Raw genomic sequence first — 18,757 nt, forward strand, 5'->3', positions numbered from 1 at the left:
TTTTCGACATCATCCATGAAAAAGATTCTCATTACGTTTAGCTGGATTGCGGCCCTAAACTGCTTTTCCTGCAATAGTATTCTGGAGGTTAAACCCACTTCGCAGATCACAAACCAGGTTTATTGGCAAAACGAAGACGATTTCTCGGCTTACCTCACGGGCATTTACCAACTCTACCGAACCCAGATGAACGATCTCTCGTTTGGCGACGACCGCAGCGACAGTTATGTACAGGGAAGCTTGCCCCGTTTCTCGGCCTATTGGTCGCAGGTGATCAATCCGGGCAATTCGAAAGACTGGACACCCTATTATTCGGTAATCGGCCATGTCAACTTGCTGTTGAAGCAAATGGACGGTTTCAATTTCGCAAACCAGACGGTCAAGAACCGGATACGGGCCGAAGCACTTTGTCTGCGGGCAAGCATGTATTTCTACATGGCTAAAATCTGGGGCGACGTACCGCTCACGCTCGATGCTATTGTCGATGAGAACGTACCATTGCTGGAACGTAAACCCGTTGCCGACGTATTCAAACAAGTTTTTACTGACCTCGATGCTGCCATTGCAACCTTCCCGGAAGCGGGGTACGTCGATAAAAATCGTTTCTCGAAACCAGCCGCCTACGCCACCAAAGCCGACGCCAAAATGTGGACGGCCAAAGTACTGAACGGTGGTGCTGCTGATTTTAACGATGCGCTGGCGGCCATTGCCGAAGTCGAAAAATCGGGCGTGAGTCTGCTGCCCTCGTTCCGGAATATTTTCGTTTCGACCAACAAGAAAAACGCGGAAATTATCTTCTCGCTGTATTTCAACCGCAACGAAACCGGCTCGGATATGTACGGACGTAACGGGTTGCCGCTTATCAATTATTCGGGTACGGCAACCAACGCAGCCGATCTAGCTTTAGTGAAAGAACCCGGCAATGCGCAGGCCGCCTATGCCGCCAGCCCGGAAATTCGAGCCCTCATCGACAAATATCCGGGCGATACCCGCAAAGATGTCAGCTACATCTGGGAGTTGCAGGGTACTAAACAATTAGTGGCATGGCCCAATAAATTTCGAGGTACGCTCTACGCCGAAGACCGCATCGCCGACGACGACGTAATTATCTATCGACTCGCCGATATTATCCTCCTGAAAGCCGAAGCTCTGGCCGCCCTCGGTCGTTCGGCGGATGCGTTGGTCGAACTGAACAAAGTTCGCAAGCGGGCGGGCATCTCCGATTTCACAGCTACCGATAAAAAAATACTGGAAAAGGAGATTCTGGACGAACGCGGGCGGGAGCTCTTCAACGAAAACAAGCGCTGGTGGGATCTGGTACGCTTCCACAAAGGCGGTACCATCAACATATACGACGTAGTACCCAATCTGAAAGGCAAAACGACGCCCTTATACTGGCCCGTTGCGACGCGTGTACTGGCCCTGAACAGTAAGATCAAACAGACAGAAGGGTATTGATAATATTGTAGAGACAAGGCAGGCCTCCGTGTCGACGGACCGGTCTCTACAGAACACAAAACAATATGAACAGGCTATTTCTGATTGCTACGTTATTTCTAGGCATTGGTCGTTTTTCGGCAGAAACGGGCGTAACGATCAGCGAGAAACAGTTTACTACACCGGTGTTGACAGGTAAAGCTGACAATCCGATTTTGCGACTGACCGTCAACGTAGCGGAGGGAATTTCTGACAAAGAAGCTACTACGTTGGAGTTCAATACAAAAGGAACCACGAACGTAGCAGACCTGGGAAAAGCTCGTGTGTATTACTGTGGAACCGATTCGGTTTTAGCTACTGCACTTACAAAGAAAACCGCTGTTCTTTTTGGCGAAATCGATAAAATAGGCAGACAGTTTTCCATCAAAGGGAAACAGGTTTTGAAGCCGGGCGCCAACTATTTCTGGCTTTCGTATGAACTGAAAAAGAGCGCCGATTTGATGGATTACGTTGATGCGGGTTGTGAGGCAATTAACGTAGCATCGGAACGTATCAAACCGCAACAATCGCCGAACGTAGTAAAGCAACGTATCGGCGTGGCGCTACGTCAGCACAACGATGAGCACGTACATACGTACCGCATTCCGGGATTGGTCACGACCAATAGTGGTACGTTGCTGGCTGTTTACGACGCGCGTCGGGGTAGTGCGCGCGATTTGCAGGGCGATATTGATATTGGCGTCAGCCGCAGTACCGACGGTGGTGCTACGTGGGAGCCGATGCGGATTGCCCTCGATAAAGGTACGTGGGGCAATCTTCCGCAAAAATTCAACGGTGTATCAGACCCCTGTATTCTGGTTGATAAAAAATCGGGTAACATTTTCGTAGCGGGTCTGTGGATGCACGGCGTACTGAACGATCAGGGAAAATGGATTGAAGGACTGAATGAAGCCAGCACAGACTGGAATCACCAGTGGCGCAACAAAGGTTCGCAGCCCGGTTTCGACGTAAAGCAAACCGCTCAATTTCTGCTGACAAAAAGTACCGACGATGGAAAAACCTGGAGCGAACCGGTCAATTTGACCAACATGTGCAAGAAAGAAGACTGGTGGCTCTGGGCGCCCGCCCCCGGTGCAGGTATTACGTTGATCGACGGTACGTTAGTCTTTCCAACGCAGGGCCGCGAACCCGACGGACGACCCTTCTCGAATATTACGTACAGCAAAGACGGCGGCAAAACCTGGACGACCGGCACCAAAGCCAGTGCAGAAAGTACTACCGAAAACATGGCTGTTCAACTCACCGATGGCTCCGTTATGCTGAATATGCGCGCCAACAAAAATCGGGGAAACCTATCAGCCAGCAACGGTCGGATTGTCGCGGTGACGAATGATCTGGGCAAAACCTGGCGCGAACATCCGTCATCGTCTAACGCGTTGCCCGAGCCGACATGTATGGGAAGTATTCACCGACACGATTATACAGTAAGTGGCAAAAAGCGTAGCTTACTCTTATTCGTCAACCCGAACAGCAAAACCGATCGCGATCATATCACACTGAAAGTCAGCTTCGATGATGGCATGACATGGCCCCAACAACACTGGATTCTGCTGGATGAACTAAAAGGGCGCGGCTATTCCTGTATTACGTCGGTAGATGAAAAAACAATTGGTATTGTGTACGAAAGCAGTCAGGCCGATCTGGTTTTTCAGAAGATCAAATTGGATGAATTGATAAAGTAAAATCACACCTAAATCCCTTGGAGGAAACTTTGCTCACGCTCGAATTAAGTCCCTTTAGAGGATTTAGGGATAATACAGCGATTAATAAGTTGATTGGGTGCTCTACCTAAACCGCAACATTCATGAAGTATTTTCTTTCTTTTCTGACTATCGGCACACTTCTCGTTAGCAGTTGCCGAACCGCTAAAAATACGGTTAGCAATAACCAGGAGCCGATTTTTGAAACCACAGCTACCGTTTTCGATCCGGGTACTACGTATGCAACAACGCGTATTCCGGCGCTGGTCATGACCACAAAAGGAACATTATTAGCCTTCTGCGAAGCGCGCGTCAATAACACCGGCGACTGGGCGGACATCGATATCGTCATGAAACGTAGTACCGACAGCGGTAAAACCTGGGGTGATAACATTGTAATTGCCGCCCGCGAAAATAAACGGCCTACGTCCAACTGTACACCCATCGTTGATCGTGACGGCAAGACTATTCACGTACTCTATCAGCGTAACTACAGCAACTGTTACTACGTCCGCTCGACCGACGATGGTAAAACCTGGTCAGCGCCAAGTGATATTACCAATGCTTTTGAGCAGTTCCGGCCCGAATACAATTGGAAAGTGCTGGCTCCTGGTCCCGGTCATGCGATTCAGTTACAAAAAGGCGCACACGCCGGTCGGTTAGTCGTTCCCGTATGGCTTTGTGAACCGAATCCGAAGATTCCGGGTGGCGACCACCGGCCGTCCTGCATCGCTACGGTATACAGCGATGATTTCGGCAAAAGCTGGAAACGGGGCGATATTGTCACCAACACAACCGCCGAAATCAAAAATCCCAGCGAACACGTAGCGATTGAGACCGCAGATGGTCGCGTGATGCTCAACATACGTACCGAATCCGACCCGCACCGCCGGATGGTTGCCTACAGCGCCGACGGCGCGACCGGCTGGACAAAACCCGCATTCGACGACGAACTGTTCGACCCCGTTTGTATGGCGAGTCTGGTTCGGGTGAGCAGCCCGGAGAAAGGGGGTAAAAACCGAATTGTGTTCGTCAATCCCGACAGCGAAAACGACCCGGAACCGATGAACAATCGGGGTAATCGCAAACGGCAAAATTTAACTGTAAAACTGAGTTACGACGATGGGCAGAGCTGGCCGGTGAAAAAAGTAATTGATCCTGGCAAAGCTGGCTATTCCGATTTAGCCGTCGGTCCCGATGGCATGATTTACTGCCTGTACGAAACGAACGAAGCCGAAAAGCAATCCTGGCGATACAAAGTCGTGCTGAAACGGTTTAATCTGGCCTGGCTCACCGACCAGAAAGACACCGGCAACATAGCGACATTAACGAAATAAACACTCTCAGTTCATGGTAACATTTCAAAAAACAGAAGGGCTATTGGCGGCCCCTTTCACACCATTTCACGAAGACGGTTCCCTCAATTTGTCGCTGATTCCTACCTTAGTCGATAAGCTGGTAGCCGACGGACTGAGCGGGGCATTCATCTGCGGCAGCAATGGCGAAGGCCCCAACATGACTACGCAGGAGCGAATGACCGTAGCCGAAACCTTCGTAAAAGCGTCGGCGGGTCGTTTGCCAATCTGGGTTCACGTGGGGCACTCCAGCATTCGCGAATCGCAGGAACTGATGCGTCACGCCTATGCAATTGGGGCCGATGCGGCATCTTCGGTAGCTGCGTTTTATTTTAAGCCATCGTCGGTCCAGAATCTAGTCGATAGTATGGCTGAGATTGCGTCTGCGGAACCGAATATGCCGTTTTATTACTACCACATTCCGGTTTTGACAGGCATCGGAATGGATATGGTTGAATTTCTGCGACTGAGTGAAAACCGTATTCCGAACCTGCGCGGTATCAAATATACTGCGAACACACTTTGGGAATACCAAACCTGTCTCCGCTATGAAAATGGCCGTTACGACGTACTGTTTGGCTACGACGAAATGCTACTGCCCGCGCTAAGTCTGGGCGCTCAGGCGGCTATCGGCAGTACGTATAATTTCGCGGCTCCGCTGTATCTGGAAGTCCAGCGGCACTACGTAGCGGGCAATCAGGAGGAAGCCCGAACCTGTATGGCGCATCTGGTCGATATGGTACGTGCTTTTGTCAAATATCCGGCGATTCCAGCGCAGAAAGCCATTATGCACATGCTGGGCTACGACGTAGGACCCTGCCGTTTACCATTAACCAAACTGACATCCACTCAGTACGATCAGCTTTATACGGAGCTGGAAACCATCGGGTTTTGGGAACGGCTTCAGGCAGTCTCCGGAACGCAACCTGCAAACGTAGTAATCAATTCAAACGGCCTGTCGAAATAGTCGTTCATTGCTTATGAAGTATTCCGTCATACCATTTTTTTGGCTAATTCTGATGAGTCACTTTGCATTCGCCCAATCATTTTCGTGGGGGCAGTTGCCGCCTGTGCCTGATCCTGTAGGCTTCGCGGGCTCAATAGCAGGTGTCAGTAATGGTGCATTGCTGGTCGGTGGAGGAGCGAACTTCCCGGACAATATTGGTCCTTGGGGAAAAACGCCCAAAACCTGGTACGACGATGTTTTTGTACTTGAAAACAAAGAAAGTACCTGGAAAAAAGCCGGCAAATTACCCCGAAAAATGGGGTACGCCATCTCGCTGACCATTCCCGAAGGCGTCTTATGCATCGGCGGAGCGGATGGGGATCGCCATTACGCCGACGTATTTGTACTACGTTATCAAAACGGGATCATTTCAACCAAATCGCTACGTCCGCTTCCGGTACCAATGGCGAATGCGTCTGGGGTCGTTCTCAACAATACGGTATACGTAGCGGGCGGCATCGAATCGCCTACCGACACGACTGCCGAAAATCTGTTTCTGAGCCTGGATTTGACAAAGCCGGATGCGCAGTGGCAAAAACTATCGGGTTGGCCCGGCCCGGGACGAATGCTGGCCGTGGCCGGTGCGCAGGATGGAAAATTCTTTCTATTTAGTGGAACAGAAGTTTATCAGGACGTCCAAACGAAAACCATAAAGCGTCGTTATTTGACGGATGCTTACGCGTATAACCCAACTGCTAAAAGCTGGCAACGTATCGCCGATCTGCCCCACCCTAGTGTAGCGGCTGCATCGCCGGCTTACGCGGCTGGCCAGACACATCTGCTGGTTTTGGGCGGAGATGATGGTGCTAATGCTGACAAAAACGCAACCTTAAAAGAAAATCACCCTGGATTTCGAACGGATATTCTCGCGTATCATACCTTAACAAATACATGGACCGTTTCCGGAACTGTCAGCACCGATAAGAAAGCCGACGCCGTCACGAATCCGATGGGCAGTACGTGGGCACCCGTTACTACGCCACTCGTTGTCTGGAATAGCCAGCTTGTGTTGCCGGGTGGCGAAGTTAGACCGGGCGTACGTACCAATAGAGTTCTGACGGCTTCGCCCGTGCAGCAGGCCGGTACGTTCGGCGGCTGGGATTGGGGTGTAGTTGGGTTTTATTTTCTCCTGGTCATCGGCATCAGTACGTACGTAGCACGCAAAATGGGTGCGTCGACCGACGATTTTTTCCTGGGTGGTCAGAATATTCCGTGGTGGGCGGCTGGGTTGAGTATTTTCGGCTCGAAACTCAGCGCCCTGACATTCATTGCCATTCCTGCCAAAACCTTCGCTACCGACTGGACGTATCTGTTTGCCAACGTAATGATTGTGGTTGTGGCGCCCATTGTGGCGTATTGGTTTCTGCCGTATTTCCGTAAAATCAAGATTACCAGTGTTTACGAGTTTCTGGCGCTACGTTTCAACCAACGCGTCAAACTGCTGGGAAGTCTTACGTTCATCCTGTTTCAGGTCGGGCGGTTGGGTATCGTTACGTATCTGCCGGCGCTGGTGCTGAGTACGGTCACAGGGCTAAATCTGATGGCCTGCATCGTAGTGATGAGCGCGATTACCGTGCTGTACACGATTTCGGGCGGTATCGAAGCCGTCGTCTGGACTGAAGTGGCACAGGTCGGGATTCTGCTGGGCGGGGCTTTTGCGAGTTTGTTTTTTATCGCCAATGCTACGGGCGGTTTTGGTTCGATGTTTCGCGAAGCTGCCGACGCCGGAAAACTACATCTTGTCAATCAGGGCTGGGCTATTACGGAGCCGGTTTTGTGGGTAGTATTGGTCGGAAACTTCCTGTCGCAGCTCACTACGTATTCGTCCGATCAGGTAGTCGTACAACGCTATCTGACCACGCCAACCGAAGCCGAAGCACGCCAATCGATCTGGACGAACGCTCTGCTGGTCATTCCGGCAACGCTCATTTTTTTCAGCGTCGGCACGGCGCTCTGGGTCTTTTTTCGACATAATCCGGGCGGGTTAAATACCATGGGACGTACCGACGATGTGTTTCCCTGGTACATCTCTACGCAGCTTCCGGTGGGTTTGCGTGGTCTTGTAATCGCTGGCTTATTTGCCGCAACCATGTCGACGATTTCGTCAAGCATGAACTCAATTGCCACCGTTATGACCACCGATTTCTACAAGTATTTCAACCCGCAATCGTCTGATAAACAACGTTTCAATTTTGCCCGATTCGCTACGTTAGGACTTGGCGTTGCGGGCATTGGCATTGCTATCGGACTGGTTTATTTGCAAAATGCTTCCATTTGGGATCAGTATTTAAAGCTGACGGGGATGTTTGGCGGCTGTCTGGCGGGTATGTTCATCGCTGGTATTTTCTTCAAGCAAATTAACAGTCAGGGAATCCTGATCGGTTTTCTGTTAAGTGCCGTGCTGCTGTATTTTGTGCAGGCTAACAGTTGGGTGCATTTCTTTCTGTACCCCGGCGTAGGTATTGTGGGATGTATAGTTTTTGGCCTGTTATTCAGTTCGTTATTCCCTGAGAAGAAGCAGTTAATTAAAGCTGAGCCGGTTTAACGTACCAGAGGCTGCGACAGGCTCTGGCTGTCGGTTGTAGTTACAGAGTTAGTCGCTAGCGCGACTGCGAAAGCCTGAGCCTGTCGCAGCCTTGTAATGTCGCAATTACCCCTGTTTTTGTCGTTTTTACCGGCCTTTTGCGCAGATTACAATCGCTACCTTTGCTCTGTAACCAACAAATAATAGCGAACATCATGCAAAAAATCACTACGTTCCTGACGTTCAACGATCAGGCCGAAGAAGCTGCTACGTTATACACTTCTCTCTTCAAAAATGCTTCCATCAAAAACGTTTCCCGCTACGGCGAAGGTGCGCCTGCGCCCGCCGGTACGGCGATGGTGGTAGAATTTCAGATCGACGGCCAGGAATATAAGGCCCTCAACGGTGGACCCCATTTCAAATTTTCGGAAGGTATCTCGCTCTACGTCAACTGCGACACGCAGGAAGAAGTCGACACGTACTGGGAAACGCTTTCTGAAGGGGGCGAAAAAGGGCCGTGTGGCTGGCTGAAAGATAAATTCGGCGTATCCTGGCAAATTGTTCCGAACCTACTGACCAAGCGGATTCAGGATAAAGATCCGGAGAAAGCAAAACGAGTGATGCAGGCCATGATGAAAATGAGCAAAATTGACATCACTGCGATTGAAGCAGCTTATAATGGTGAGTAACGTAGCGATAACCCGAACGCCATTACTGCATATAATGGCATTCGGGTTATCCTGTTTATTACAAACTCATTCCGCCATCCACAAAAATAGTCTGCCCGGTAACGTAACGACCGGCATCAGAACAAAGCAGCAACGCCATACCTGCTACGTCCTCGGGCTGACCGGCTGAGCCCACGGGGATATTCATCCGGTCGCTGATACGTTCCGGTACGGGCGGTGTTGGTTCTTCGATGCGGGGCGTGTTGATCACACCCGGCGACAAATTATTGACCGTTACGTGCTTCTCCGCAAGTTGCAGTGCGAGATTGCGAACGGTATTAGCAACTGCCGCTTTCGTACCTGCATATACAATCATAGCCGGATGCGGTTTTTCTTCCTGAACGCTTCCGATGGTCAAGATACGTCCCCAGCCTCGCTCTGCCATGTCGGGCGCGAAACGCTGCATGAGTAAAAGTGTTGATTTCCAGTTGGCATTAACCTGCCGGTCGAATTCTTCGGGCGTAGTGTCGTCCCAATTTTCGGGTACTTGCACAGATGCATTCGTCACCAGAATATCGATCGATTTAAAAGCATCAGTGGCTTTTTTGTAGAGTTTATCCACAGCTCCTTTTTGCAACAAATCGATTCCCACCACTTCACTTGTCACGCCCTTTTTCCGAGCCTCCGCTGCTACGTTCTTTGCTTCAGTATCGCCTTTTCGGTTGTGAATCAATACGTTGGCACCAAATTCAGCCAGCGCCAGCGCAATAGCCCGCCCAATTCCCTGACTCGAACCCGTAACAAGCGCATTTTTTCCAGATAAGTCCAGCAGTTCCTTAATCATGCTGATAGTCTCAACTACGTAGTGATTTTCTTAACGAAACAACCCGAAAGTCATGATAACGGTTTTGTCCGCGTTACGATCAATACGTCTTGGTCATATCGGCCGGAATGGCCAGTACGAAATCGGCGAGGTTACGGTTATCGGAATCCGGATGCTCGAGGTCAACTAGTTCGATAGAGGAGACGGTCAAAATAGTCAGATTCGGGCGTTGTTTCCGAAGATACCAGACAATTCCTTCGAAGTTTTTCGAGTGATAATCGCCGTTGAAATGCAGCATGGTTTGCCCGGCTTTCAGGTTTTGCAGGATAAAATGGGCCATCGTAGCGTCTTTTATAGCCTGGGCGCGGGCAAAATTGGCGCTCATGTCGCTGGTAGCCCCGTGTGGATTGGCTGTTGACGAATTGGGTGTAGTGCCGTGTGCCGAACCTCCCATCATCTCCATCATCGCTTTGTAACCCGGCAGGGTGAGATCAACCGTGAGCGGGAGCGGAGCTATCTGTCGCTTGCCATCGTCGGAAATCGTATCGAGCGCAGCCAGGCCCTGCCGCGAAACGATCCGGGCGTACTTGCGGGGTACGTTCGTAGCAATGAATGGAATGTGTTGTTCACGGGCAAAATCAGCAATCGGTTTGTAGTCTGTATCGAAGTTAGGCCAAAGCCGCGCCTGTGTAGACAGTTCCTTACTGGTCGTTTGGCCCTGAACGTAATTGCTGAGCGCCGATTGATTGTCGGTTTCAAACATCTCGGCTCCTAAAACCAGATTTCCTTTTTTGGCTGCCTGCAAATCTTTCGTCAACTGTAATTCAAGCCAATGGCAAATGGGGTTATTGTGCAATTCGCCGAAAAGCACCACATCGGCCTGCGTCGCCTGACGTAGCAGTTTGGCATACGTAGTGGCTTTCAACTGAGGAGTATACAGCCGATACGCCGGTTTATCAGACCGAAAGCCGAAGGCCAGCAGGCAGATCAGAAGCAGGGAAAGACGCATGGTTAGAGTCTGGACCAAGCTCCAGCTTGGCACGTAGTAGTTATAGTTCGTTTCTATACGGCCAAACTGGAGCTTGGCCCAGACATTACTGCAATGCAGGACGTAGCACCTGCCACACAGTATTTGCCACGATTTTGTGACCTTCTGGCGTCGGGTGAATGCCATCACGCTGATTCAGTTTCGGAATTCCCCCTACACCTTCGAGCAAAAACGGTATGAGAATAGCTTTGTTTTTATCGGCCAGTTCCTTGAATAATTCCCTGAACTCTTTTGTGTACGTAGTGCCCATATTTGGTGGAATCTGCATGCCCGCCAGCACGATTTTAGCATCAGGACTTTTCATACGTACCGTATCCATAATGGCTTGCAGGTTTTGACGAGTCGATGTCAGAGGAATACCCCGAAGGCCATCATTACCACCTAATTCGAGCACAAAAACCGAAACGGGCTGACGTAGCACCCAGCTAATCCGGCTTTTACCGCCCGCCGTTGTTTCGCCACTCAGACCCGCATTGACAACGGTATAATTCAGGCCCGCCGAATCAATCTTTTCGCCTACCAGCGCTGGAAAAGCCTCTGTTGGTTCAACACCATATCCCGCAGCCAGACTGTTCCCAAAGAAAAGGACAACCTTCTTTTGGGTGGTATTCGCTGACGCTGCGGTTGTGCTGGTGGGGGCGTTGCTGGTAGTAGAATCCGTTTTTTTATCGGATGAGCCACAGTTCCAGACCGTTAAGCAGACGAATAATCCGCTTATCAAAGAAAAGAGTGTTTGGGCGTTCGGGCAGAACTTCATACAGCGTACATCGGTTTGTTAAAATAAAACGCGGCAATAGCAGCGAATCACGTAGCTAATCGGAAGAAACTTCGCCTGACCTACGATTTTTCGGTTCAGTGCTACGTTTAAGACAATGAGTGTCAATCGTTTTTTGTTCCAATGAGTATTCTGCGCGTTGAAAATCTGACCAAAACCTACTCCAGCGGTGGTCGGGAGCTGACCGTATTGCACGGCGTTAATTTCACCCTCGAACCCGGTGATACGTTCTCCATCGTTGGTCCGTCGGGAAGTGGCAAAACTACCCTGCTGGGCCTGTGCGCAGGTCTCGACCGGGCGTCGTCGGGAAGTGTTTACCTGAACGATATTCGTCTGGACGAGCTTTCCGAGGATGAGCGGGCGGCTATTCGAAATCAATACGTTGGTTTCATTTTCCAGAATTTTCAACTTCTGCCGACACTCACCGCGCTTGAGAACGTAATGGTGCCGCTTGAACTTCGTGGCGAAAAAGGTGTCGCCAAAACCGCGCAGGCGCTGCTTGATCGGGTTGGCTTGGGTCAGCGAGGACACCATTACCCCACACAATTGTCGGGTGGTGAGCAGCAACGGGTTTCGCTGGCGCGCGCTTTTGCCAACCGTCCCAAACTTCTCTTCGCCGACGAACCAACGGGTAATCTCGATGGCGATACCAGTGCCACCGTCGTTGATTTACTATTCCAACTCAACCGCGAAGCCGGCACAACCCTCGTCCTGGTCACGCACGACATGGAACTGGCCTCTCGTACCCAACGTATCATCCGCATCAAAAACGGCACGATGGTAAAGAGCGAAAGAGTGAATGAGTGAAAGAGCAAAAAAAGCTTGCGTCAGCCATTCGCTCTTTCACTCTTTCATTCTTTCGCTCTTTAACCCTGCTCTTTAAAAATGGATTCTCCTCGTTTCAATACTACGTTGCACACTAAGCCGGGTTTGAGTTGGCTGCTACGTATGGCCTGGCGCGACAGCCGCCGGAGTCGACAACGGCTGTTGCTGTTTATGTCGGCCATCGTGCTTGGTATTGCCGCGCTGGTAGCTATCAATTCGTTTGGTGATAACCTGGCACGTAGCATCGATGAGCAGGCCCGCGAGTTGCTCGGCGCCGACCTTACGCTATCCTGGACGCGGCAACCGGCGGCCAAAACGCAGGAATTCATGAAAGGTATTGGCCGCGACAGAGCGTATGAAGTTTCGTTTCCGTCGCTGGTGTCGGTTGCCAAAACGGGCGGTGTGCGGCTGGCGCAGGTGAAAGGATTGCAGGGCAATTTTCCGTATTACGGCGTTTGGGACGTAACGCCCGCATCGGCTATTCAAACGTTTCGGCAGGCAAAAACGCAGGTAGCTTTGGTTGATGATGCATTGCTGGTTCAGTTAGGCGCTCAACCCGGCGATTCGGTAAAAGTTGGAAATTTATCGTTTCTGGTTGCCGGACGCGTCATGAAAACGCCGGGGCAGGCGGCCATTACGACTACCGTTACGCCCACGGTGTTTATTCCGAATCAGTTTCTGGAAAAAACAGGCCTGTTGCAGCGCGGAAGTCGGGTAGCTTACAAATATTATTACCAGTTCGCGCCCGGCACCGACGTTGAAAAATACGTCAAAACGATTTCGGCTCGACTGGATAAAGAAGGTATTGGTTTCGATACCATTGCCGAGCGAAAACGCCAGACGGGCCGCTCCTTTGCCGATCTAACCAAATATTTGAGTCTGGTAGCGTTTGTGGCGTTGTTGCTGGGCTGCGTGGGCGTTGCCAGTGCGGTACAATTGTATGTAAAAGAAAAAATAGCTTCCGTTGCCATCCTGCGTACGCTCGGTGCCAGCGGACGGCAATCGTTTCTGATTTTCCTGCTTCAAACGGCCATTATGGGCCTGATTGGAGCTGTAATAGGAGCGGTAGTTGGGTCAAGCGTACAGTTGATTTTACCACGTGTTTTCGGGAATTTTCTGCCAATAACTGTCGATACTACGTTGTCGGCAACGGCTATTTTAGGTGGTATCGGTACGGGTTTATTGATTTCCGTATTATTCGCCCTGATACCTCTACTCGCCATTCGGAACGTAGCACCGTTACGTGCGTTGCGTACATCATACGAGGATGATCTAAGTGGGCGTGACCCGTTACGTTGGCTGGTATATCTGGTCGTCGTTGGATTTATTATCGGCTTTGCGTATTGGCAAACCGGGAATTTTATGCTGGCCCTCGGATTCACGGCTGGACTAACCATCGCTTTTGGCATTCTGACAGCCTTGGGACTGGGATTAATCTGGTTGGTACGTCGTTTTTTCCCAACCTCCTGGAGTTACGTCTGGCGACAAAGTCTGGCTAATCTGTATCGCCCTAATAATCAGACACTAATTTTGGTAACGTCCATCGGGCTGGGCGCTTTCCTGATTGCTACGTTGTATTTAACGCAGGGGCTGTTGATTGGGCGAGTTGAGTTGTCGGCCAGTGGAAAGCAACCTAATATGGTACTGTTCGACATTCAGAATGAGCAACTTACGGGTGTAAAATCGTTAGTCAATAGTCAGAAATTACCCGTTTTGCAGGAAGTACCAGTCGTTACGATGCGTCTGAGCCTGACCGACATCAACGGAAAAACTGTAGGGATAGCGGTCCGGGATACGGCGCTGAAAATACCGAAGTGGGTTTTCACGCGCGAGTACCGCGTTACGTACCGCGATTCGCTGATTTCGTCGGAAAAACTAAAATCAGGCAAAGCGCCGTATCAGGCTGATGGTAATATCTACATATCGATTGAAGACGGTTTTCTGGAGCGCATGCATCTCAAACTAGGTGATACGTTGACTTTCAACGTACAAGGCGCTCCTATTCAGACCATTGTCGGCGGCACGCGCGAAGTTGAATGGAATCGGGTACAAACGAATTTCCTGGTTGTTTTCCCGAAGGGCGTTCTGGAACAAGCCCCGCAGTTTCACGTCCTGATGACCCGCGTTCCTGATAATCAAACATCGGCGCTACTTCAGCGGGGTTTAGTCAGCAAATTCCCGAACGTATCGGCCATCGATCTGGGATTGATTCTCAAAACAATAGATGACATTCTGGCGCAAATCTCGTTTGTCATTCAGTTTATGGCCCTGTTCAGTATCCTGACTGGATTGCTGGTATTAGCCAGTTCGGTTGTCATCAGCAAATTTCAGCGATTGCGCGAGAGTGTATTGCTACGTACCCTTGGAGCCAGCCAAAGCCAGATCCTACGTATTACAGCGCTTGAGTATGGTTTGCTAGGGTTGCTGGCAGCTCTTTCCGGTATTCTGCTCTCTATTGCGGGAACCTGGGCACTGGCGCAGTTTGTCTTCGAAGTGCCGTATCGCCCCGACGTAGTGCCGCTGGTTGTGGTAACGACCGTAGTTACGATACTGACGATTGTGATTGGTTTGTTCAACAGCCGCGACGTACTGGTACGTCCACCCCTGGATGTGCTGCGGGCGGAAGGGTAGGCGTGCTACGTGAATTTTAGCGTTATTTGTAGAAACTAATTGCCAAATCAGATGAGTGTTGCAGAAGCTTTCGGCGAGGTAGCAAGCAGTATTGCTCAAGTAGCCCCCGACAAAATAAGTGCTTTGAAAGCACCTGCTTCAATGTCTAAGCGGGTAGAGGAATTAGTTAACCGGAAAAAAGACGGCGTGATAACATCAGATGAAATGATTGAATTAGAGCGTTTTCTCGCTCTTGATTTATTTATTAGCCTTGCCAAAGCACGTGCCCGCGTATTGCTGACAGAATGAGATCAGCGGTTTCTGCTAAAAAACGTCTCATAATTGCTCAACGCGCTGCACACCGTTGCGAATACTGCCGCATACACGAGGATGATCTATTTTTGGGATTTGAGATTGATCATATTATCAGTGTGAAACATGGCGGTGGAAATGAGTTAGAAAATCTTGCTTATGCCTGTCCGCACTGCAATCACAACAAAGGTTCAGATTTGACGACGTTTCTCGATTCGTATGACGACATTGTTGTTCTCTTTAATCCGAGAATGCAAAAATGGGCAGAGCATTTTTGGGCAGATAATGGCGTAATTATTCCTAAAACCCGTATTGGCCAAGCTACTGTAAAAGTATTGAAGATGAATGAGCCAGATTTAATCGTTTTACGCCAATTACTCACTCAAGCTGGTCGGTACGTATAGGTCTACCAGATAATCACCTTTATCGGTATGACTGTTACTTTGTCGAAAGGTCTTTTGCAATCTGTTTTTGTATTAGTCGTTTTGCCGTTGTTGACAGTTCAGGCTCAGCAATTAACTCAGCTCTCTGTTACAGTTCTCGATGCTTCTACAAATAAACCAACGCCTGTTCGCGTTCGGCTGACACGTGACGGGCGTCCGGTGCCGCAACTTCCTGCCGAAGCTGTTGCTGTTATGTATGGCCTTTGGGACCACGAAGATGGCTTTGGTTTTCAGCCCGATAGTTCGTTCTACGTAGCAGGAAAGTTTCACTTGGATTTGCCCGCTGGTACGTATGAATTGACACTTTCAAAAGGCAATGAATACCTCCGACAAACGCACAAACTCGTTCTATCGGCGGGAAAGAATTTTTCAAGGACGTATCGGATTAGCCGTTGGGTAAACACGGCTGCTAAAGGTTGGTATTCAACAGACGGGCACATTCACATCCGGCGTTCGCCACGCGAAAATCCGCTCATTATGACCTGGTTGCAGGCCGAAGACGTTCGGGTAGGGGCGTTGCTTCGTATGGGTGATTTCTGGGAAACGTATTATCCGCAATACGGCTATGGCGAGAAGGGAGCGTACAAACAGGATAATCACCTTCTGATTACCGGTCAGGAGGATCCACGAACGCCCGATTTAGGTCATGCTTTTGCGCTGGGGGCTACTGACCGTGTTCGTCGACGTGAACAATATTATTACTACGATACTATTTTCGATAAGGTACATGAGCTTGGTGGCGTTACGGGTTATGCGCACCAGGCCGAAACGTTTCACGGGTACAGGGGTCTCATTCTCGACGGATTACGCGGTAAAGTCGATGCGTTTGAACTGCTCCAATTCTGCGTAGACGATCATCCGCTACACACTGAGCATTACTACCACATGCTCGATCTGGGCGTTCCCCTTACGGCTACGGCTGGCTCCGATTTTCCCTGGTGCGGGCAGGATCACGGCCACGGTCCGCCTGAGCGTTTGTCACGTATCGGCAACGCCCGATTTTATACGTATCTGGGTAAAGCTGGCGAAAATTTAAGCTTGTCAAACTGGCGTTCGGCGGTGGCTGCGGGACATACGTTCGTGTCTAGCGGGCCAATCCTTGATTTTAACGTAGCAGAAACATCGGGAGGAAATGCGGCTATACCGGGCGATCGCCTGAAACTTAAACGAGGTGATGAAATTACCATCACGGCGCAGGCTTACGGACATCCGGGACAAGTTCCGCTTGATACGTTGGAAATCGTCAGCCATGGGCGAGTGATTGGCCGGGTTACAGCTCGCGACAGTGGGCAGTCGGCCGGGCAATTGTCACTTCGATTAACGATACCACTCGAACGGGGTCAGTGGATTGCTGCCCGTTGTTCAGCGGGTCCAAGTCAGGCGGCTCACACCACGCCTATCTACATAATGGTCGATGGGACAGGGTTTCACAATCCGGAAACGGCTGGGCATTACCTCGACCTCAGTGAGCAGTACCTTCAGGAAATTGAAAAGCTTCTTGATACACCGGCTACGAACGTAGAACAACAGGCTGGCCGTTATCGGGATGGGTTAAAGACACGTATTGACGAAATCCGTAAGGTTATCAGTTCACTACGTCAGAAACTACTACGTTAGTTTCGCTTCACTTCCACTGCGTTACGTCCAGTACGTTCGGGCAGAAGTCGTATTCTTCGGGCTGGTTCGAGCCAATTAACAGCAGTTGATTAGGACTAAGTTGGCGAACCTGTTCCTGATACCAGGCAGCGCCCTGACGGTCGAGGTTCGACGTGGGTTCATCAAGAATCACAACGGGAGAATCTGTGAAAAATGCCAGACCGAGTTTAACGCGCTGTTTCATTCCCGACGAAAAATACTTGATTTCTTTGTGTCGGGCGTTGGTGAGCAACAGCCGATCTGCTACGTCGTCGGGTGTCAGATTTTGCTTGAACGGTTTGAAGGTCTGGTGGAAAACAAGCAATTCCGTCAGGGTTAGTTCTTCCACCAATTCCAGATAAGGCGCAGCCAAACTAACGTGTTTAAACCAGTAATCCGGTTCAATCACGCTTCCGTTTCGTGAATAGGTGAGTTGACCTTCGGTAGCGGGTAGACTTCCGGCCAGTAGCTGCAATAGCGTCGATTTACCACTGCCGTTTGGACCAACGAAAGTATAGCTGGTTCCGGCAGTAAGGGTCAAATCGACACGCCGGAATATCCACTCTTTACGGTACTTCTTCCCTAACTGGCTGGCAATGATTTCCATATGAATAATGCAAAAATGGATAATGAATAATGGGCTCACAAGCGACATTACTCATTATCCATCATTCATTAAACTCAATTATTCCCTCTCTCCGTTCGACGAAGGACCGCGCATAATACCGCGTTCGGAACTGCGGATGAAGTTTACAATATCGTCGCGTTCATTGGATGGTGGCAATTCGAGCTCAACCTGCGTAAGGGCGTCGGCATTGTTCAGACCCCGCATATAGATGTAGCGGTAAACATCCTGAATCTGGTTGATTTTGTCGTTTTCGAATCCCCGCCGACGTAATCCGATTGAATTAATACCGGTGTAGGACAGCGGCTCACGGGCGGCTTTGGTGTAAGGCGGTACGTCCTTACGTACGAGCGAACCACCCGAAATCATGGCGTGCGCACCAATACGGGTAAACTGAAGCACCGAACTCGAACCGCCAATGATGGCCCAATCGCCCATGTGAACGTGGCCGGCCATCTGTACATTATTGGTGATAATGCAGTGATTACCAATGCGGCAGTCGTGCGCTACGTGGGCATACGCCATGATCAGGCAATGGCTGCCGATTTCGGTTTTCCAGTGTTCTTCCGTGCCCCGGCTGATGGTGGCGTATTCACGTATCGTCGTGTTATCGCCAATAAACGTCCGGGTATATTCATTGTTGAATTTCAAATCCTGTGGAGTCGATGAGATAACGGCTCCTGGATAAATCTTGCAGTTTCGTCCGATGCGGGCGCCTTCATTAATAACCGCGTGCGAACCAATCCATGTTCCTTCAGCGACCTCAACATCTTTGTGGATAATGGCAAACGGCTCAATAACCACATTTTGAGCAATCTTCGCTTCAGGATGAATATAAGCTAATGGTTGAATCATTTTTTTAGTCGTTAGTCGAAAATCGTCAGTCGATACGTGTCCGTTTACTGACGATT

At 50.1% G+C, this 18,757-nt stretch carries 16 protein-coding genes; 11 read left to right on the forward strand and 5 right to left on the reverse strand.

Going from position 1 to position 18,757, the window contains the following annotated elements:
• The first annotated feature begins 15 nt into the window (after window positions 1-15).
• From ACYVF1_RS22010 to ACYVF1_RS22035, 6 genes are all read left to right on the forward strand, one after another.
• Window positions 16-1,458: a RagB/SusD family nutrient uptake outer membrane protein gene (locus ACYVF1_RS22010; RefSeq protein WP_461082897.1), complete on the forward strand. Its 1,443-nt coding sequence runs from the start codon at window positions 16-18 to the stop codon at window positions 1,456-1,458.
• A gap of 65 nt (window positions 1,459-1,523) precedes the next feature.
• Complete coding sequence (locus ACYVF1_RS22015) at window positions 1,524-3,179, forward strand: exo-alpha-sialidase (protein ID WP_461082899.1); 1,656 nt, start codon at window positions 1,524-1,526, stop codon at window positions 3,177-3,179.
• A 122-nt stretch (window positions 3,180-3,301) separates the two neighbouring features.
• On the forward strand, window positions 3,302-4,534 hold the full coding sequence (locus ACYVF1_RS22020; RefSeq protein ID WP_461082901.1) for a sialidase family protein: 1,233 nt from the start codon (window positions 3,302-3,304) through the stop codon (window positions 4,532-4,534).
• Window positions 4,535-4,547: 13 nt separating this feature from the next.
• Entirely contained in the window at window positions 4,548-5,519 is a 972-nt protein-coding gene (locus ACYVF1_RS22025; RefSeq protein WP_461082903.1) for a dihydrodipicolinate synthase family protein, read from the forward strand.
• Window positions 5,520-5,571: 52 nt separating this feature from the next.
• The gene (locus ACYVF1_RS22030; protein ID WP_461082905.1) at window positions 5,572-8,103 is read left to right on the forward strand and encodes a sodium:solute symporter family protein; all 2,532 of its coding nucleotides are present in this window, start codon (window positions 5,572-5,574) and stop codon (window positions 8,101-8,103) included.
• 194 nt (window positions 8,104-8,297) lie between these two features.
• Entirely contained in the window at window positions 8,298-8,771 is a 474-nt protein-coding gene (locus ACYVF1_RS22035) for a VOC family protein (RefSeq protein WP_461082907.1), read from the forward strand.
• Window positions 8,772-8,829: 58 nt separating this feature from the next.
• Here the strand turns inward: ACYVF1_RS22035 and ACYVF1_RS22040 are convergent, their stop codons facing one another.
• From ACYVF1_RS22040 to ACYVF1_RS22050, 3 genes are all read right to left on the reverse strand, one after another.
• A complete protein-coding gene (locus ACYVF1_RS22040; RefSeq protein WP_461082909.1) occupies window positions 8,830-9,594 on the reverse strand; it encodes an SDR family NAD(P)-dependent oxidoreductase in 765 nt (254 codons plus the stop codon).
• 79 nt (window positions 9,595-9,673) lie between these two features.
• Window positions 9,674-10,582 carry a ChaN family lipoprotein gene (locus tag ACYVF1_RS22045; protein WP_461082911.1) on the reverse strand — a complete coding sequence of 303 codons (909 nt, stop codon included), beginning with the start codon at window positions 10,580-10,582 and terminating at the stop codon, window positions 9,674-9,676.
• 85 nt (window positions 10,583-10,667) lie between these two features.
• Window positions 10,668-11,378 (reverse strand): arylesterase, encoded by a 711-nt coding sequence (locus ACYVF1_RS22050; RefSeq protein WP_461082913.1) that lies wholly within the window; start codon window positions 11,376-11,378, stop codon window positions 10,668-10,670.
• A gap of 141 nt (window positions 11,379-11,519) precedes the next feature.
• Here ACYVF1_RS22050 and ACYVF1_RS22055 point away from each other — a divergent pair, with 141 nt between their 5' ends.
• From ACYVF1_RS22055 to ACYVF1_RS22075, 5 genes are all read left to right on the forward strand, one after another.
• Window positions 11,520-12,203, forward strand: a complete 684-nt coding sequence (locus ACYVF1_RS22055; protein ID WP_461082915.1) for an ABC transporter ATP-binding protein — start codon at window positions 11,520-11,522, stop codon at window positions 12,201-12,203.
• Between the two features lie 141 nt (window positions 12,204-12,344).
• Complete coding sequence (locus ACYVF1_RS22060; RefSeq protein WP_461083569.1) at window positions 12,345-14,852, forward strand: ABC transporter permease; 2,508 nt, start codon at window positions 12,345-12,347, stop codon at window positions 14,850-14,852.
• A 51-nt stretch (window positions 14,853-14,903) separates the two neighbouring features.
• Window positions 14,904-15,140, forward strand: coding sequence for a hypothetical protein (locus ACYVF1_RS22065; RefSeq protein ID WP_461082917.1), 237 nt, complete (start codon window positions 14,904-14,906; stop codon window positions 15,138-15,140).
• A complete protein-coding gene (locus ACYVF1_RS22070) occupies window positions 15,137-15,547 on the forward strand; it encodes an HNH endonuclease (protein ID WP_461082919.1) in 411 nt (136 codons plus the stop codon). Before ACYVF1_RS22065 ends, ACYVF1_RS22070 begins: the two co-directional genes overlap by 4 nt.
• A gap of 27 nt (window positions 15,548-15,574) precedes the next feature.
• Window positions 15,575-17,203, forward strand: coding sequence for a CehA/McbA family metallohydrolase (locus tag ACYVF1_RS22075; RefSeq protein ID WP_461082921.1), 1,629 nt, complete (start codon window positions 15,575-15,577; stop codon window positions 17,201-17,203).
• A 7-nt stretch (window positions 17,204-17,210) separates the two neighbouring features.
• Here ACYVF1_RS22075 and ACYVF1_RS22080 read toward each other — a convergent pair whose 3' ends face one another.
• Window positions 17,211-17,828: an ABC transporter ATP-binding protein gene (locus tag ACYVF1_RS22080; protein ID WP_461082923.1), complete on the reverse strand. Its 618-nt coding sequence runs from the start codon at window positions 17,826-17,828 to the stop codon at window positions 17,211-17,213.
• 78 nt (window positions 17,829-17,906) lie between these two features.
• Complete coding sequence (lpxA, locus tag ACYVF1_RS22085; RefSeq protein ID WP_461082925.1) at window positions 17,907-18,701, reverse strand: acyl-ACP--UDP-N-acetylglucosamine O-acyltransferase; 795 nt, start codon at window positions 18,699-18,701, stop codon at window positions 17,907-17,909.
• Window positions 18,702-18,757 lie beyond the last annotated feature (56 nt).

This window comes from Spirosoma flavus (assembly GCF_054778555.1).

Coding starts and splice junctions, on each gene's coding strand:
- ACYVF1_RS22010 (WP_461082897.1), top strand. CDS start 16: ATGAAAAAGATTCTCATTACGTTTAGCTGGATTGCGGCCCTAAACTGC.
- ACYVF1_RS22015 (WP_461082899.1), top strand. CDS start 1,524: ATGAACAGGCTATTTCTGATTGCTACGTTATTTCTAGGCATTGGTCGT.
- ACYVF1_RS22020 (WP_461082901.1), top strand. CDS start 3,302: ATGAAGTATTTTCTTTCTTTTCTGACTATCGGCACACTTCTCGTTAGC.
- ACYVF1_RS22025 (WP_461082903.1), top strand. CDS start 4,548: ATGGTAACATTTCAAAAAACAGAAGGGCTATTGGCGGCCCCTTTCACA.
- ACYVF1_RS22030 (WP_461082905.1), top strand. CDS start 5,572: ATGAGTCACTTTGCATTCGCCCAATCATTTTCGTGGGGGCAGTTGCCG.
- ACYVF1_RS22035 (WP_461082907.1), top strand. CDS start 8,298: ATGCAAAAAATCACTACGTTCCTGACGTTCAACGATCAGGCCGAAGAA.
- ACYVF1_RS22040 (WP_461082909.1), bottom strand. CDS start 9,594: ATGATTAAGGAACTGCTGGACTTATCTGGAAAAAATGCGCTTGTTACG.
- ACYVF1_RS22045 (WP_461082911.1), bottom strand. CDS start 10,582: ATGCGTCTTTCCCTGCTTCTGATCTGCCTGCTGGCCTTCGGCTTTCGG.
- ACYVF1_RS22050 (WP_461082913.1), bottom strand. CDS start 11,378: ATGAAGTTCTGCCCGAACGCCCAAACACTCTTTTCTTTGATAAGCGGA.
- ACYVF1_RS22055 (WP_461082915.1), top strand. CDS start 11,520: ATGAGTATTCTGCGCGTTGAAAATCTGACCAAAACCTACTCCAGCGGT.
- ACYVF1_RS22060 (WP_461083569.1), top strand. CDS start 12,345: ATGGCCTGGCGCGACAGCCGCCGGAGTCGACAACGGCTGTTGCTGTTT.
- ACYVF1_RS22065 (WP_461082917.1), top strand. CDS start 14,904: ATGAGTGTTGCAGAAGCTTTCGGCGAGGTAGCAAGCAGTATTGCTCAA.
- ACYVF1_RS22070 (WP_461082919.1), top strand. CDS start 15,137: ATGAGATCAGCGGTTTCTGCTAAAAAACGTCTCATAATTGCTCAACGC.
- ACYVF1_RS22075 (WP_461082921.1), top strand. CDS start 15,575: ATGACTGTTACTTTGTCGAAAGGTCTTTTGCAATCTGTTTTTGTATTA.
- ACYVF1_RS22080 (WP_461082923.1), bottom strand. CDS start 17,828: ATGGAAATCATTGCCAGCCAGTTAGGGAAGAAGTACCGTAAAGAGTGG.
- lpxA (WP_461082925.1), bottom strand. CDS start 18,701: ATGATTCAACCATTAGCTTATATTCATCCTGAAGCGAAGATTGCTCAA.